Here is a 15,065-nt window from a genome sequence, read left to right as displayed (position 1 = left end):
ACATGGCACGTGCTGTCGGTATCGACCTCGGAACCACCAACTCCGTCGTCAGCGTCCTCGAGGGTGGCGAGCCCAAGGTCATCGCCAACGCCGAGGGCTTCCGCACGACCCCCTCGGTCGTGGCCTTCACCAAGGACGGGGAGGTGCTCGTCGGTGAGACCGCGAAGCGCCAGGCCGTCACCAACGTCGACCGGACGATCGCTTCCGTCAAGCGCCACATGGGCACCGACTGGAGCTTCGACGTCGACGGCAAGAAGTGGACGCCGCAGGAGATCTCCGCGCGCATCCTCATGAAGCTCAAGCGCGACGCCGAGGCGTACCTGGGCGACACGGTGACCGACGCGGTCATCACCGTCCCCGCGTACTTCAACGACGCCGAGCGTCAGGCCACCAAGGAGGCCGGCGAGATCTCGGGCCTCAACGTCCTGCGCATCATCAACGAGCCGACCGCGGCCGCGCTGGCCTACGGCCTCGACAAGGGCAAGGAAGACGAGCTCATCCTGGTCTTCGACCTGGGTGGCGGAACGTTCGACGTCTCGCTGCTCGAAGTGGGCAAGGACGACGACTTCTCCACGATCCAGGTGCGCGCCACCGCCGGCGACAACCGCCTCGGTGGAGACGACTGGGACCAGCGTCTCGTCGACTACCTGATCAAGCAGTTCAAGGAGACCACGGGCGTCGACGTCTCGGGTGACAAGATCGCCCTGCAGCGCCTCAAGGAGGCCGCGGAGCAGGCGAAGAAGGAACTCTCCTCCTCCACGTCGACCAGCATCAACCTGCCGTACCTGTCGCTGACCGACTCCGGCCCGGTGTCGCTGTCCGAGACCATCACCCGCGCGAAGTTCGAGGACCTCACGAAGGACCTGCTCGACCGCACCAAGAAGCCGTTCGAGGACGTCATCCGCGAAGCCGGCATCAAGGTGTCCGAGATCGACCACATCGTGCTCGTGGGTGGATCGACGCGTATGCCTGCGGTCGCCGAGCTCGTCAAGCGCGAGACCGGCAAGGACGCGAACAAGGGCGTCAACCCGGACGAGGTCGTCGCCGTCGGCGCGGCTCTCCAGGCCGGTGTCCTCAAGGGTGAGCGCAAGGACGTTCTCCTCATCGACGTCACCCCGCTGAGCCTCGGCATCGAGACCAAGGGCGGCATGATGACCAAGCTCATCGAGCGCAACACGGCCATCCCGACCAAGCGCAGCGAGACCTTCACCACGGCAGACGACAACCAGCCGTCCGTCGCGATCCAGGTCTTCCAGGGCGAGCGTGACTTCACGCGCGACAACAAGCCGCTCGGCACGTTCGAGCTGACGGGTATCGCACCGGCGCCCCGTGGCATCCCGCAGATCGAGGTCACCTTCGACATCGACGCCAACGGCATCGTGCACGTGTCCGCCAAGGACAAGGGCACCGGTACCGAGAAGTCGATCGTCATCTCCGGCGGCTCGTCGCTGTCGAAGGAAGACATCGAGCGCATGGTGCGCGAGGCTGAGGAGCACGCAGCGGAGGACAAGGCGCGCCGTGAGGCCGCCGAGGTCCGCAACCAGGCCGAGACCCTCGCGTACTCGATCGACAAGCTGATCACCGAGAACGACGACAAGCTGCCCGAAGACGTGAAGACCGAGGTCAAGGCCGACGTCGACGCGCTCAAGACGGCGCTGGCCGGCGAAGACGACGAGGCTGTGAAGACCGCGTTCGACAAGCTCAACCAGTCGCAGTCCAAGCTCGGCGAGGCCATCTACGCCTCCTCGCAGGCGGATGCCGCTGCCGGCGCTTCGGCTGACGGCGAGGCCCCGGCCGGTGACGCTCCCTCCTCCGATGAGGACGTCATCGATGCCGAGGTCGTCGACGATGAGGACGAGAAGAAGTAATCATGACGGACAAGAACTTCGACGAGAACCAGTTTCCTGAGTCCGCCGAAGGTCGCAGCGAGGGGTCGGATGCTCAGGCATCCGGCCCCGCGCCGCACCACCAGGACTCCCGTGAAGCGGCAGCCGCCGAGGGGTCGGACGAGACCCCCGTCGACGGTGCGCCGGACGACCTCACGGTCGACGACATCCTCGGCGCCACGCAGACCGGCGAGGCCGCGGCGGAAGACGCCGTGCTCGCCGACCTCGAATCCACACTGCTGAACGACCTCAAGCGCCTCCAGGCCGAGTACGCCAACTATCGTCGCCGCACCGAGGAGCAACGCCAGGTCGAGAGCGAGCGCGCGAAGGGCGAGGCCGCCAAGGGTCTCATCCCCGTGCTCGACGACCTCGACCGCGCCGCCCAGCACGGCGATCTCGTGGAGGGGACTCCCTTCGCCGTGATCGCCGACAAGGTGCGGCTGGTCGTGGAGCGTCTCGGAGTGGTCGCGTACGGCGAGAAGGGCGAGGAATTCGACCCCCAGCGTCACGAGGCGATCTTCCAGCAGCCGACTCCCGGCGCCGAGAAGACCACCGTGCTGGAGGTCGTCGAGGTGGGCTACCGCCTCGGTGATGTCGAGCTGCGCCCCGCGAAGGTCGTCGTCGCCGTCCCGGAAGGGTAGGTGATCGATGGCCAGCCAGGATTGGTTCGACAAGGACTTCTACAAGACCCTCGGGGTCTCCAAGGACGTCAGCGATGCGGACCTGAAGAAGACGTATCGCAAGCTCGCGCGCAAGTATCACCCGGACTCCAATCAGGGTGATGCCAAGGCCGAGGCGAAGTTCAAGGAGATCAGCGAGGCCTACTCGGTGCTCTCCGACGCCGAACAGCGCAAGGAATACGACGAGATCCGCGCCATGGGCTCCGGCGCCCGCTTCACGGCGGGCGGCCAGGGAGCCGGCGGCTTCGAAGACGTGTTCAGCCGTTTCGGACAGCAGGGCCGCGGGCAGACCGCCGACTTCGAGGACATCTTCGCGATGTTCAACCAGGGGCAGGGCGCGAGCTTCGGCAACGGTCGCTTCGGTCAGCCGAGCGGCGGTTACCGCGGCTTCGGTGGTCCGCAGCGCGGTGCCGACGTCACGGCCCGCACCACGCTCGACTTCATCACCGCCGTGCAGGGCGAGACCATCTCGCTGCAGGGTGAAGACGGCAAGCCGTTCAAGGTGAAGATCCCTGCGGGTGTCGCCGACGGCCAGAAGATCCGTCTGCGCGGGCGCGGTCGTCCCTCGCCCGATGGCGGAGAGAGCGGCGACATCGTGGTGCAGATCGCGGTGCGCCCGCATCCGGTCTTCACCCGCGACGGTCTCAACCTGCGAGTCGTCGTCCCGGTGACGTTCACCGAGGCCACTCTCGGGGCGACCATCGAGGTGCCCACCCTCGGCGGCGACGTGGTGAAACTCCGCGTCGCACCCGGCACCCCCTCCGGGCGGGTGCTGCGGGTCAAGGGCCGCGGTGTCACCACCTCGAAGGGCACGGGCGACCTGCTCGCCGAGCTTCAGGTCGCGGTGCCCACGCACCTCGATGAGGCCGCACGCGAAGCGCTGGAGAAGTTCCAGGAACTCGAGCCCACGGAGAACCCGCGGGCCGAGCTGATGGCGAAGGCGCGGCGATGACCGGTCGTCGAAGCGGACACCGGGGGCGGAGGCGTTCATGATGAATGCCGACACCCCGGTGTTCGCGATCGCCGCCGCCGCCGAACTCTCCGGCCTCCATCCGCAGACCCTGCGGCAGTACGACCGCATCGGCCTCGTCGTCCCCGGGCGCACCTCGGGGGGCTCGCGCCGCTACTCGACACGCAACATCGAGCAGTTGCGCGAGGTCGCTCAGCTCTCCTCCGAAGGGGTGAGCCTTCCCGCGATCGCTCGTCTGCTCGACCTGGAAGACGAGAACAGGGCGCTGCGTAATCGCATCACCGTGCTCGAGAGCGCGCTGCGCACCGAGCGCGAGAGCCGTCCGGGCGTGCGCGTGTTCGCCGCCGGGTCCGCGGGCGTCGTGCCCATGCCGACCGGTCGCCGCCTTCGGCGCTCGACCGAGGTCGTGCTCTGGGACCCGCGCGGGAGCGCCTAGGTCACTCGCGATGGGTGGTGTGTATCCTGTCAACAGTTAACAGGAGGTCACCATGACGCAGACCGTCACGCGCGGAGAATCCCTCGGCGCCCAGGTGGCGCGGGTGCTCCGCCAGCGCATCGTGCGCGGCGAACTCGCCCCGGGCGCACGCATCACCGAAGAAGCGCTCGCCGAGGAGTTCTCGGTCAGTCGGGGACCGGTGCGCGATGCCCTGACGCAGCTGAGCTTCGAGAAGCTCGTCGAGGTGCAACGTCCGCGTGGGGTCTACATCGTCGGACTCACCCGCGACGACGTCGATCAGCTGTACAGCCTGCGGGGCGCTCTCGAACAGCTCGCCCTCTCTCGAGCGATGCGCGTCGACGACGACGAGCGCTGGGAGGCCATCTCCGCCGCCGTCGCGCGGATGGCCGAAGCCGCCGATGCCGGAGACCACGCGGCGTTCGTCACCGCCGACCTCGAGTTCCACTCGCAGATCTACGCGCTCGCCGATCACCCGCGCCTCGAGGGGGCGTGGAACCAGTACCTGCCGACGTTCACGGCGCTGCTCGAGGTCACGATCAACCATGACGAGGATCTCCATGAGTCGTCAGACGATCATGTGAAGCTGCTCGAGGTCATGCGCACCGGTACCCAGGAAGCTGCTGCCGAGGTGTTGAGCGCCCACCTCGACGGTGCACGCGAGCGCATGCTGCACGAGGTGGGCGGACGCTGACCGTCAGATCGACGGATCGTTCGGATGCGCCTGCAGCCGACGCACCAGCCCCCAGGTGTTGCCGCGGGCTGTCGCCGAATGGCTGAACTCGTCGAGAGCGGCCTGCGCCAGAGCAAGACCGCGTCCGTTCTCGCTCGCCTGCTCGGGCATCACGACGCCGTCCCAGTCGATCGTCGCCGGTTCCGCCGAGTCGACGACCTCAGCGTGCAGCGCACCGTCGGAAGCGCGCACATCCACGCTCATCGTCACGTCGATGCCCCGGCTGTGCTGTGCGATGTTGGTCGCGACTTCGCTGAGCGCGAGCGTGAAGAGGGTGCGGTCTTCGGCGGGGACGCCGGGCGCGCGTATCCAGAGCCGGTCGAGCTCATCCAGGACGCGGTCGACGAGGGCGAGTTCTGCCCGCCCGTCGATGTGGAAGCCCGGCGGTTCAGCTGCCATCGAACGCCGATTCCGGCGTGGGGTAGTCGCGAAGCACGCGATCGAGGTTGGTGAGGTGCAGGACCGTCTTCACCGCGTCGGGCACGGCGGCGATCCGCAGGTCTCCGCCCGCGACCCGGGCGCTCTTGAGGCCTCCGACGAGGGCGCCGAGTCCGGAGGAATCGACGAATTCCGTGCCACGCAGATCGATCGCGATGCGGGGCTGTCCTGCGGTGACGAGGTCGCTCACCGCGTTTCGCAGCAGCGGCGCGCCCGAAGCGGTCAGCCGCCCCGTGATCGCGATCACGGCATAGCCGTCCCTGTTCTCAGTGCTGACGTTCATTCGACTCCTTCTCGAGGGCGCGGGCGGCCGGTCCGCGGTAGCGGGCGGCCTGGATGATGACGCTGAGCACGACCAGGTCGTACAGCACCCAAGCCGTGTTCACGATCGTGCCGGTGCCGTCGGCGGTTCCGATGATCACGCGGGTGATGCCGATGATGAGGGCGATCGCGAGCATCGCCATCGCGGTGAGCTGGGGCCAGATCTGCCCCCAGGGGATGCCGCGGGGGTCGCGGCCGTCCTTCCGCGTGACGGCGAAGGAAAGCGGGCGGCCGAGTGCGACGTTGGCGAATGCCGTCCAGCAGGCACGGATCCATACCGGGAACAGTGCGAGCGAGTACTGCTGCCCCCTCCAGGTGCGCACGCCCTTCGCGACCACGAGGAACAGCGCCTGATTCACGAGGAAGTACGGCAGGAAGCGGGCGAAGAAATCCAACGACCAGGCGGTGACCGGAAGCACACCCCACACCAGGTAGACGACCGGGGCCACGAGATAGACGATCGCGGCGAATCCCGACAGGTACGTCCACATCGTGGAGAAGTACATCAACCGCTGTCCGGCCGAGAGGCCCCGTTTGACGAGCGGGTTGTCCCGCAGCATCACCTGCAGAGTGCCCTGCGCCCAGCGCAGTCGCTGCGTCAGCATCGTGCGCAGGTCTTCGGGAGCGAGACCGTGCGCCAGGATCTCGTGGTGGTACACGCTCTTCCAGCCGAGGGCGTGCAGCTGCATGGCCGTGGCCATGTCCTCGGTGACCGAGATCGTCGCGAGGGGGAGGATGGGCTGTGCCTCGTCGCCACGGTCCAACCGCAACGCGTCCAGCAGACCCCGCACAGCGGCGACGGCGGTGACCGGGGAGAGGTCGGAGGCGGCGAGGGCATCGAGGCCGGCCTCGTCGACGATCACCGCGCCCAGCTCGGCGTCCTGCTGCAGCGGAAGGGCGCCTATCTCCGCCAGGTCAGCCCTGATGCCGTCCATATCGTGCGCGATGAGGATGCGTGAGGCATGGTCGACCGACTCGCGCACCCGCGCGGCGACATCGGCGACCGATTCTCCGGCCGCGAGTTCCTTCCGTCCGCGGCTGATCGCGATGCGCAGCGCCGACAGCTCCGTCGCCAGGGCGGAATCCGCTGCGGTCTGCGCCTCCCGGGCGATCAGGGTCTCGGCGGCCTTGAGTGCCCGGGAGGCCGAGTCGGTGACGTCGCGCACATACCCCACGATCCCGAGTCGCATCAGGGCTTCGCGTCGCAGCACGGCGTTCGAGCCGCAGAAGAAGGCGGCGTTCCATCCGTCCTTGCCCTGCTGGATCGGACCGTAGAACAGCGGCGCCTGGCTGCCCAGCGGATCGGCGTCATCGACGTTCACGAACCACTGCGGCGTCTGCACGAGGGCGACCTCCTCGTCGTCCGCGAAGTATCCGAGCGTGCGATGGAGGATCAGTGGATCGGGAACCTGATCGGCGTCGAGGATGAGGAGGAACTCGCCGTCGGTCTGGAACAATGCGCTGTTCAGGTTGCCGGCCTTGGCATGCCGCGGCTTTCCCGTCCACTCCTCCGAGCGCGTGAGGTAGCCGACCCCCGCCGCTCGGGCTTCGGCCTCCAACTCGGGGCGCGAGCCGTCGTCGAGGATCCAGGTCGAGTGGGGGTAGGCGATGTTCTTCGCCGCGCGGGCGGTGGTCATCACCAGAGCCACCGGTTCGTCGTACGTCGTGATGAACACGTCGATTGTCCCCTGCGGCGGCGAGACGGGGGCCGGCCGCTCGCGTGCGCGCCACATCGTGAGGCAGAACAGGAACGTGTCGATCAGGCTGTAGGTCTCGGCGATCACGAGGGGCACGGCGATCCACCACGCCGACCAGTTGACCGATTCGAGCCAGCGCCATGCCACGTAGTTGACACCCAGCAGCACGGAGAGCAGGGCGAGGATGCGGATCGCCGCGAACCGGGCGGTCATGCGTCCCTCCGCACCACCACGACGGTGATGTCGTCCGTCGCACGATCGTCGGCGGCGAGTCGCAGCGCCTCGCGCACCGCACCCTCCGGGCCGAGCGCTCGGAGCACGCGCTGCACATGGGCGAAGGGATCGTCGGCGTCGAGCACATCCAGCAGTCCGTCGCTGCAGCAGATGAACGTGTCGCCGGGTTCGAGCCTCGTGGTCATCGGGACGCGGGCATCGACGACGCCCATGCCCATCCCGAGCGGGAGGTTCTTGGAGCGCAGGTGCGTCCAGGAACCGTCGGCCCGGATCACGAAGGCGAGGTTGTGCCCGGCGTCGATCACGTCGAGATCGCCGCTCTCGGGTCGCAGCTCGGCGACCATGGCGGTGACGAACATCGCCGTGTCGGCGAGGTCCTCTTCGAGCAGACGATCGACGTCGGCCACGGAGACGGCGAGCGAGCGCTCGGGCGCCGTCCGCAACGACGCTCGCACGGTCGCGGCGACGAGTGCGGGGCCGGTGCCCTTGCCCATCGCGTCGGCCACCGTGATGCGCAGCGCCCCGCCGTGCGTCGAGAAGTCGTAGTAGTCGCCCGCGAGCATGCCGCGCGGGGCGGCACCCGCAGCGATCGTGTAACCATCGAGCTCGGGGTTCGAGCGTGGTCGCAGCGCGCGCTGGAGAACAGCCGCGTGGTCGATGTCCTGGTCCTGGGCGAGCTCGGTCTGCACCCAGAACGCCAGGTCGCGCAGCAGGTCGCGCTGTGCTTCGGTGAAGGTGTGGGGCTCGGTGTCGAGCACGCACAGGGTGCCGACGGGCTCGCCGCCGGGCGCGTGCAGCGGGTGGCCGGCATAGAAACGCAGGTGCGGGTCCCCTGTGACGAACGGGTTGTCGGCGAAGACATCGGTGATGAGGGCATCTTCGACCACCACAGTCGCGTCCTGCGAGACCGTGTAGTCGCAGAAGGAGTCCTGCCGGGGGGCTTCGTTCCCGCCCAGCCCGATCTGCGCCTTGCGCCATTGCCGATCACGGTCGATCAGCGAGACGCTGACCATCGGCACGCCGAACATCTCCTTCGCCAGCCGTGCCACCCGGTCCACGCGCTCGTCCGGTGGTGTGTCAAGGATCCCCAGTTCCTCGAGCGCTGCCTGTCGCCGTCGCTCGTCGAACATGTGCTCCGCCCCTCCTACGGTCGCCTTCGGCCATCCTAGAAGGAACGCATGGCCGATGGGACGCCACTCGCGCACCCGTCAGTGTTGACTGTTAACAGTCAACACTGCTACGGTCGGGGAGTCGACAACAGGGTCGACCCACGTAGAGGAGCAAAGATGCCCCGCAAGCGCATCACCCGGGCGGCCGCCGCGATCGCCGCCCTCGCAGCCACCGCTCTCATCGTCTCGGCCTGCACCAAGGTCGAGGAGGGCGAGGAGGCCGGATCGACGTTCCCCGAGAGCGACATCCGACTCATCATCCAGGCCAACCCCGGCGGAGGGTCCGACCTCTCGTCGCGCGCGCTGGCCACGGAACTCGAGAAGATCCTCGGCGTCAGCGTCATCCCGGAGAACATGCCCGGTGCCGCCGGAGCGCTGGCCATGGAGTACGTGGGCGCGCAGGATCCCGACGGGTATGTCATCGGATTCGCGCCCGTCGAGATCGCGATGCTGAACACCACCCAGAGCGCCAACGTGCTGCCGGACGATTTCGACCTGCTCGGCCAGATCATGCTCGCCCCGGGTGTGGTCACGGTCGGCGCGAACAGCGGTATCGAGACGCTGGAAGACCTCGTCTCTCAGGCGAAGGCGGGTGCCGTGACGGTCGCCAACTCCGGCGCCGGCTCCATCTGGGAGGCCGCCACCATCGGGCTCGGCGACGCGACGGACGCCGCCTTCACCCCGGTGCCGTACGACGGCGGAGCGACAGCCGTCGCAGCAGCGGCATCGGGTGAGACCGTCGCCGCCGTCTCCGGCCTCGGCGAAGCCCTGGCGCAGGGTGAGGCCGTGCGCATCCTGGCTGTCATGAACGACGTGCGCCACCCCGACGCGGAAGACGTCGAGACGGTCGAAGAGGCCATCGGCGAAGACGTGATCTTCGGCGGCTGGGGCGGCATCTACGCACCCAAGGGTCTCCCTGACGACGTCAAGACCACGCTCGAAGCCGCCGTGAAGGAAGCCGTCGAGTCCGACAGCTACCAGAAGTTCCAGGCCGACGCCGGAAACCTGGTCGTGTACCGCGACTCCGCCGAGTGGACCACCTTCGTCGACGAGCAGTTCGACCTCTTCAAGGACCTCCTGGGCTGAGAAGACCGGGTCGCCGATGCTGCGGGGCCGGGCTCATCACCGGCCCCCGCAGCACCCACCCTCACTTCTCGGATCAGGAAAGGAGCACCATGTCGACCTCCGCATCGGACGGGTCTGCAACGCACGCCTCCGTCGCCGCCACGGACGACGGGTACCAGGGCGCCTCCGCCTCGCGTCCCCTCGAGATCGTGTTCGCGGTCGTCGCCCTCGGGTTCACCGCCGGCTACCTCTTCCTCGCAACGCAGATCCCGCTGCGCCGCGAGGCCGCCCCCGGGCAGATCGACGCCCGCTTCTGGCCCCTCGTCATCGGGGTCACCGGCGTCGTCATCGCCATCGCGCTGCTCGCGGTCGCGATCACCCGTCCGGCCCCCACCCGTGAAGACCTCGAGCGCATCCAGCCAGGAGGCTACCTGCGCGTGATCGCCACCCTCGCGATCACCGGCGCCTTCATCGCGCTGTGGTCGCTGGGTTCGGTCATCCTGTTCGGCTACCGCATCGAGGTCTTCCCGATCGCCGCCGCCCTGCTGATGGCCACCCTCATGCTCCTCTACGGCCACCGCCGCTGGCTGAGCCTCGTCATCTACTCCGCCTCCGTCACGGCGTTCGTCTACGTCGTGTTCGGGATGCTCCTGAGGATCCCCCTGTGAACGCGCTCATGGAGGGGCTGAACTCGCTCCTCGACATCTCGATCCTGCTCTACATGCTCGTCGGCCTCGTGCTCGGGTTCATGGTCGGAGCGTTCCCCGGCATCACCGCGACCATGGCCGTCGCCCTCGCCGCCGGCTTCACGATGACCCTCGAGCCCGTGCAGGGACTCGCCGTGCTGCTGACGATCTACGTCGCGGCGAACTTCGGCGACCGGGTGCCGTCCATCCTGATCAACACCCCGGGCACGCCCGCGTCCATCGCCACCACCCTCGACGGGTATCCGATGGCGAAGCAGGGAAGGGCGGGGCTCGCGCTCACCGTCTCGGCGATCGTCTCGGCGGTCGGCATCCTCGCCTCACTCGTGCTCTTCGCGGTCGCCGCCGTGCCGATCGCCAGCTTCGCCCGCGACTACTTCAAGTCGCCCGAGCTGTTCGCGCTCGTGGTCTTCGGCATCGCGATCATGATCGGCATCTCGTCGAAGTCGATGCTCAAGGGCATTCTCGCCGGACTCTTCGGACTCATGCTCGGCAGCGTCGGCACGTACGCGGCCACCGCCGACCAGCGCTTCACCTTCGGGGTGCTCGAACTCGTCGAGGGCGTCAACTTCATCGCCGTGATCATCGGACTCTTCGGCATCGCCGAGCTGTTCGACCAGCTGCTCACGCATCGGAAGTCGGCCGTGCGCCCGATCTCGAGTCTCGGCCGCTGGTGGCCGAACCGCGCCGAACTGAAGCAGAGCGGGCGCGCGACCGCGGTCGGCGGCGCCGTCGGACTCGGTGTCGGGCTCATCCCCGCGGCCGGTGGGGACATCGCCGGACTCATCGGATGGGAGCGGGCACGCAAGGCGTCGAAGCACCCCGAGATGTTCGGCAAGGGATCGATCGAGGGTGTCGCCGCCTCCGACACCGCCTCCAGCGCCACCCTCGGCGGCTCCCTCACGACGACCATGGCCCTCGGCATCCCCGGTGACTCGGTGATGGCCGTGATGATCGGCTCGATGATCATCTGGGGCATCACCCCCGGTCCGACGCTCTTCACGAACCGCCCCGACCTGGTCGTCTCGATCGTGGGCATCATGCTGATCGCGACGATCCTCTCTCTCGCGCTCAGCCTGGTGCGCATGAAGGGCATGGTGAAGCTGCTCGACGTGCCACAGCCGTATCTGTGGAGCGGCATCCTGATCTTCTGCATCATCGGCACCTACGCCACCTCGAACAGCCTGTCGACGGTCGTGACGATGCTCGTCTTCGGTGTGATCGGCGTGATGCTCAAGCGCATGCAGGTGCCGGCCGGTCCGGTCGTGCTCGGCCTCCTGCTCGGACCGCTCGCCGAGGAGAACCTCGCCCGCACGCTGGCGATCCTCCCCACGCGTCCGTTCTTCGAGGTGGTCAGCCCCATCGCGCTCGTGCTGCTCGCCCTGGCCGTGCTCTCGATCGTGATGCCGGCCATCCGCGCCGCCCGGAGGCCCCGTGCCGAGCGCGCCTCGCTCGCGGACTCGATCCTGCACGACGACAGCATCCAGCAGATCGAGAAGGCGCACGACGAGCTCGCAGCCCAGCCCGATCTGCTCACCTCCACCGTCCGCAACATCGACACCTCAGGGCGTCGTGCCCGCAAGACCCGCAAGAACTCCGAGGAGACCGAGAAGTGACCCGCTATGACATCCTGACCGCCGTGCCCACCGCGTTCCACCGCGACGGCACCCTCGACATCGAGGGCTCGCGTGCGATCTTCCGGTTCGTCGCCGACTCGGGGAACGAGGGAGCGTTCGTGCTCGGCACGACGGGCGAGTTCCCCGCCGTGGACGCCGACGAGTTCGCGGCCATCGTGGAAGCGGCGTTGGCCGAGCTGCAGGAGCGTATGCGCGTGGTCGTGCACGTCGGTCGCCCCAGCACCTTCGAGGCCGTGCGGCTGACCCGTATCGCCCGCCGACTGGGCGCGACCGAGTTCGCCGCGCTGACGCCGTACTACCTGCAGGCCACGGACGACGCGATCTTCGAGTACTACCGCGCGGTGTCGGAGGCCGTCGGGGACGGGCGGCTGTACGTGTACATCTACCCGGCCCGCAGCGGCAACCCGGTGTCGCCGGAGCTCCTCGCGCGTCTCGCACGACTGCCCAACGTCGTGGGCGCCAAGATCAGCGAACTCTCCCTTGACGACATCGCCGCCTACCGTGCCGTCGTGCCCGCCGACTTCGACCTCTACACCGGCGCAGACCGCGACCTGATCGCGGCCGTCGAGGTGGGGGCGCAGGGCGTCGTGTCCGGGGTGTCGTCCGTCACGCCGAAGCCGTTCCGCGCCCTCGCCGACGCCGGGAGGTCCGGGGACGCGGCGGCCATCGTCGCTGCGCAGGCCGCGGTCGACGATGTGGTCGGGCTCATCGGTGGCGACATGGCCCGCATGAAGGAGGCGTACCGCGTGCTCGACGTGGTCGACACGCACTGCCGCATGGCGATCGCCGAGCCGAGTGCCGCCGAGCGCACCGCCGTCGCCGAGGTGGTGGCCGCGCACCGGTGACACGTCACAGGTGACACGGTCACAGGAGATGGAAATGTCGTCTTCCTAGCGTGGAACCAGGGAACGACCCTGCTCCGCGCCTGGCGCGCGGGTGTCCTGCCACGAAGGAAGAACTCCTCATGACGAACACCACAGCCCCCTCCGCCGCACCCTCGCTGGGACTCCTGGTCCTCCGCGTGGTCGTCGGCGCGATCTTCGCCGCACACGGCGCGCAGAAGATCTTCGAGTTCACGCTCCCCGGAACGATCGGCAGCTTCGCAGGCATGGGGATTCCGCTCCCGGAGATCGCCGGCCCTGTCGTCGCCTTCGTCGAGCTCATCGGCGGCATCCTGTTGATCCTCGGCCTCTTCACCCGTCCTGTCGGTCTCCTGCTGGCCATCGACATGATCGTCGCGCTCATCGCCGTGCACCTTCCCGCGGGCCTCTGGGTCGGCGAGGGCGGCTACGAGTTCGTCGCCGTCCTCGGTGCGGCAGCTCTCGCCCTCGCGCTCACAGGCGCCGGGCGTTTCTCCCTGGACGGTGCGTTCCTGCGGGGACGCGCACCGGCCTGGCTGAGCTGAAGAACCTCCGCATCACGACGGATGCCGCGGGCCCGAGGGGTCGCGGCATCCGTCGTCTGTGCGGGGTGTGTTGCGGAAGGGAAACCCGCATTCCGCGTCGTTGCGGCCTCCACGCGCACCTCCGCTTTCGTTTTCGACGACCAAGGTATGCGAAAACACAAAAAAGAAAAGACTTTCACTGAGGTTCCCCGTATTCCTGGCGCCAAATACGCAAATAAACCTAAACTGAGCGCATTCGGCATCTCGCCGAGGACTTTTACAGCGAAGTAAGGGGATTGCAGATGAAGCTCAAGAGGAGCCTGGCGGGAGTGGCCACGGTCATCACCGCCCTCGGAGTCACCGCCTGCGCCGGCGGCGCAGCGCCGGACGCGTCGGGAAACGCCTCCAGCGACACCATCACGTTCCGCTCGTGGAGCCCGATCGAGCAGACGACCCGTCAGATGATCGAGGCCTTCCAAGCGGAGAACGACGGATCGAAGATCGACGCGACGATCTTCAACTACCCGGAGTACCTCGTCGACCTGCAGAGCCGTGCCAGCTCGAACACGATGCCCGACGTGCTCGGCCTGCAGCCCGGAGCGCTCACCCAGCAGTACCGCGAGAACCTGATGCCTCTGCAGGACTGCGCCGCCGAGACCTGGGGTGACGACTGGCAGAGCAAGTTCTACCCGATCGGCATCGAACAGGCCCGAATGGGCAACCCCGAGGGCGACGACAACTTCTACTCGCTCCCCATCCTCACCCAGACGGTCAACCTCTGGGCCAACTCCGAGATCTTCGACGACGCCGGTCTGAGTGTGCCGAAGACCTGGGACGAGCTCGTGCAGACCACGAAGGACCTGAGCGGTGGCGACGCCGCCCCGTTCCTCCTGCCCGCGAAGGACTCCTGGCTGCGCAACGTCGTCTTCCTGCAGATCGCCAACAACGTCTCGCCCGGAACCGTCTATGAGGCAGAGGCCGGTTCCGTGCAATGGACAGACCCGGCCATCGTGAAGGCGTTCGAGTACTGGGGCAAGCTGTTCTCCGACGGCATCGCCCAGGACGGTGCGATCGGCCTCGACGCCTACCCGTCGGCGGTGAACCAGTTCGAGGCGGGCAACGCCGCCATGATCCCCCTCGGTGCCTGGTGGATCCAGCAGTCCGACCCGACCAAGTCCGACATCCCGCCGCTGTCGGAGGGCATGTCCGGGTACGAGCCGTTCCTGTTCCCGACCATCCCCGGCGGTGCCGCCGAGCCGCAGTTCGTCGGCGGCATCGACGTGAGCCTGGGCATCTCGAAGAACACGGCCAACCCCGACCTCGCCTGCAAGGTGCTCACCGACTTCATCGCCGGCTCCGCCGCGCAGAAGCTCGTCAACACCATGAACGATGTCCCCGCCGTCACCGGTCTCGCTCCGGAGAAGTTCACGAGCGAGAAGCAGGAGCAGATCTGGAACCTGTTCGTCGACGAGTGGCTCCCGCAGGTGAAGTACTCGCGCTACTTCGAGTCGCCCAAGCTCGACCAGGCCGTGGCCGATGCGCTCGCCGCCATCGCGACCGGTAACGCCACTCCGCAGGAGGCAGCGGAATCCGTCCAGGCCGTCCAGGACACCCTGTAGCTCAGGAACCTGTGGCAGCAGTGGAGTTCGTGCAGGGTCCGGGACCTCTTCCCCGGACCCTGCGCCGAGAGGAG

General features: G+C 67.8%; 15 protein-coding genes. 11 read left to right on the top strand and 4 right to left on the bottom strand.

Annotation, left to right across the window (positions count from 1 at the left end; all coding sequences use genetic code 11):
• Nucleotides 1-2 precede the first annotated feature (2 nt).
• The 5 genes from dnaK to ABDC25_RS17235 are packed head-to-tail and all read left to right on the top strand — an operon-like array spanning nt 3 to nt 4,684.
• On the top strand, nt 3-1,868 hold the full coding sequence (gene dnaK / locus ABDC25_RS17255) for a molecular chaperone DnaK (RefSeq protein WP_029259352.1): 1,866 nt from the start codon (nt 3-5) through the stop codon (nt 1,866-1,868).
• Between the two features lie 2 nt (nt 1,869-1,870).
• Nucleotides 1,871-2,527 carry a nucleotide exchange factor GrpE gene (locus ABDC25_RS17250; RefSeq protein WP_021201688.1) on the top strand — a complete coding sequence of 219 codons (657 nt, stop codon included), beginning with the start codon at nt 1,871-1,873 and terminating at the stop codon, nt 2,525-2,527.
• A gap of 7 nt (nt 2,528-2,534) precedes the next feature.
• Nucleotides 2,535-3,518 carry a DnaJ C-terminal domain-containing protein gene (locus tag ABDC25_RS17245; protein ID WP_021201689.1) on the top strand — a complete coding sequence of 328 codons (984 nt, stop codon included), beginning with the start codon at nt 2,535-2,537 and terminating at the stop codon, nt 3,516-3,518.
• Between the two features lie 40 nt (nt 3,519-3,558).
• A complete protein-coding gene (locus tag ABDC25_RS17240) occupies nt 3,559-3,972 on the top strand; it encodes a MerR family transcriptional regulator (RefSeq protein WP_167256169.1) in 414 nt (137 codons plus the stop codon).
• A 52-nt stretch (nt 3,973-4,024) separates the two neighbouring features.
• The gene (locus ABDC25_RS17235) at nt 4,025-4,684 is read left to right on the top strand and encodes a GntR family transcriptional regulator (protein WP_021201691.1); all 660 of its coding nucleotides are present in this window, start codon (nt 4,025-4,027) and stop codon (nt 4,682-4,684) included.
• A gap of 3 nt (nt 4,685-4,687) precedes the next feature.
• Here ABDC25_RS17235 and ABDC25_RS17230 read toward each other — a convergent pair whose 3' ends face one another.
• The 4 genes from ABDC25_RS17230 to ABDC25_RS17215 are packed head-to-tail and all read right to left on the bottom strand — an operon-like array spanning nt 4,688 to nt 8,543.
• Complete coding sequence (locus tag ABDC25_RS17230) at nt 4,688-5,122, bottom strand: ATP-binding protein (protein ID WP_051667789.1); 435 nt, start codon at nt 5,120-5,122, stop codon at nt 4,688-4,690.
• Entirely contained in the window at nt 5,112-5,444 is a 333-nt protein-coding gene (locus ABDC25_RS17225; protein ID WP_021201693.1) for an STAS domain-containing protein, read from the bottom strand. The genes ABDC25_RS17230 and ABDC25_RS17225 overlap by 11 nt, the downstream gene beginning before the upstream one ends.
• Nucleotides 5,428-7,392 (bottom strand): glycosyltransferase, encoded by a 1,965-nt coding sequence (locus ABDC25_RS17220; protein WP_347123835.1) that lies wholly within the window; start codon nt 7,390-7,392, stop codon nt 5,428-5,430. The genes ABDC25_RS17225 and ABDC25_RS17220 overlap by 17 nt, the downstream gene beginning before the upstream one ends.
• Nucleotides 7,389-8,543 (bottom strand): GAF domain-containing SpoIIE family protein phosphatase, encoded by a 1,155-nt coding sequence (locus tag ABDC25_RS17215; RefSeq protein WP_021201695.1) that lies wholly within the window; start codon nt 8,541-8,543, stop codon nt 7,389-7,391. The genes ABDC25_RS17220 and ABDC25_RS17215 overlap by 4 nt, the downstream gene beginning before the upstream one ends.
• A gap of 156 nt (nt 8,544-8,699) precedes the next feature.
• Between ABDC25_RS17215 and ABDC25_RS17210 the strand changes: the two genes are divergently transcribed.
• The 6 genes from ABDC25_RS17210 to ABDC25_RS17185 all read left to right on the top strand — a co-directional run bounded on the left by ABDC25_RS17210 (nt 8,700) and on the right by ABDC25_RS17185 (nt 14,991).
• The gene (locus tag ABDC25_RS17210) at nt 8,700-9,668 is read left to right on the top strand and encodes a tripartite tricarboxylate transporter substrate binding protein (protein WP_347123833.1); all 969 of its coding nucleotides are present in this window, start codon (nt 8,700-8,702) and stop codon (nt 9,666-9,668) included.
• Between the two features lie 89 nt (nt 9,669-9,757).
• Nucleotides 9,758-10,315 (top strand): tripartite tricarboxylate transporter TctB family protein, encoded by a 558-nt coding sequence (locus ABDC25_RS17205; protein WP_347123831.1) that lies wholly within the window; start codon nt 9,758-9,760, stop codon nt 10,313-10,315.
• Nucleotides 10,312-11,967: a tripartite tricarboxylate transporter permease gene (locus tag ABDC25_RS17200; RefSeq protein ID WP_347123829.1), complete on the top strand. Its 1,656-nt coding sequence runs from the start codon at nt 10,312-10,314 to the stop codon at nt 11,965-11,967. The genes ABDC25_RS17205 and ABDC25_RS17200 overlap by 4 nt, the downstream gene beginning before the upstream one ends.
• Nucleotides 11,964-12,833, top strand: a complete 870-nt coding sequence (locus ABDC25_RS17195; RefSeq protein WP_136024644.1) for a dihydrodipicolinate synthase family protein — start codon at nt 11,964-11,966, stop codon at nt 12,831-12,833. The genes ABDC25_RS17200 and ABDC25_RS17195 overlap by 4 nt, the downstream gene beginning before the upstream one ends.
• Nucleotides 12,834-12,952: 119 nt before the next feature.
• Entirely contained in the window at nt 12,953-13,393 is a 441-nt protein-coding gene (locus tag ABDC25_RS17190; protein ID WP_136024643.1) for a DoxX family protein, read from the top strand.
• A 281-nt stretch (nt 13,394-13,674) separates the two neighbouring features.
• Entirely contained in the window at nt 13,675-14,991 is a 1,317-nt protein-coding gene (locus ABDC25_RS17185; protein WP_347123826.1) for an extracellular solute-binding protein, read from the top strand.
• Nucleotides 14,992-15,065 lie beyond the last annotated feature (74 nt).

The organism is Microbacterium sp. SY138, from assembly GCF_039729145.1.
Taxonomy (GTDB): domain Bacteria; phylum Actinomycetota; class Actinomycetes; order Actinomycetales; family Microbacteriaceae; genus Microbacterium; species Microbacterium maritypicum_A.
The sequence above is the reverse complement of the archived record's forward strand: the minus strand, read 5'-3'. Positions and strand labels throughout refer to the sequence as shown.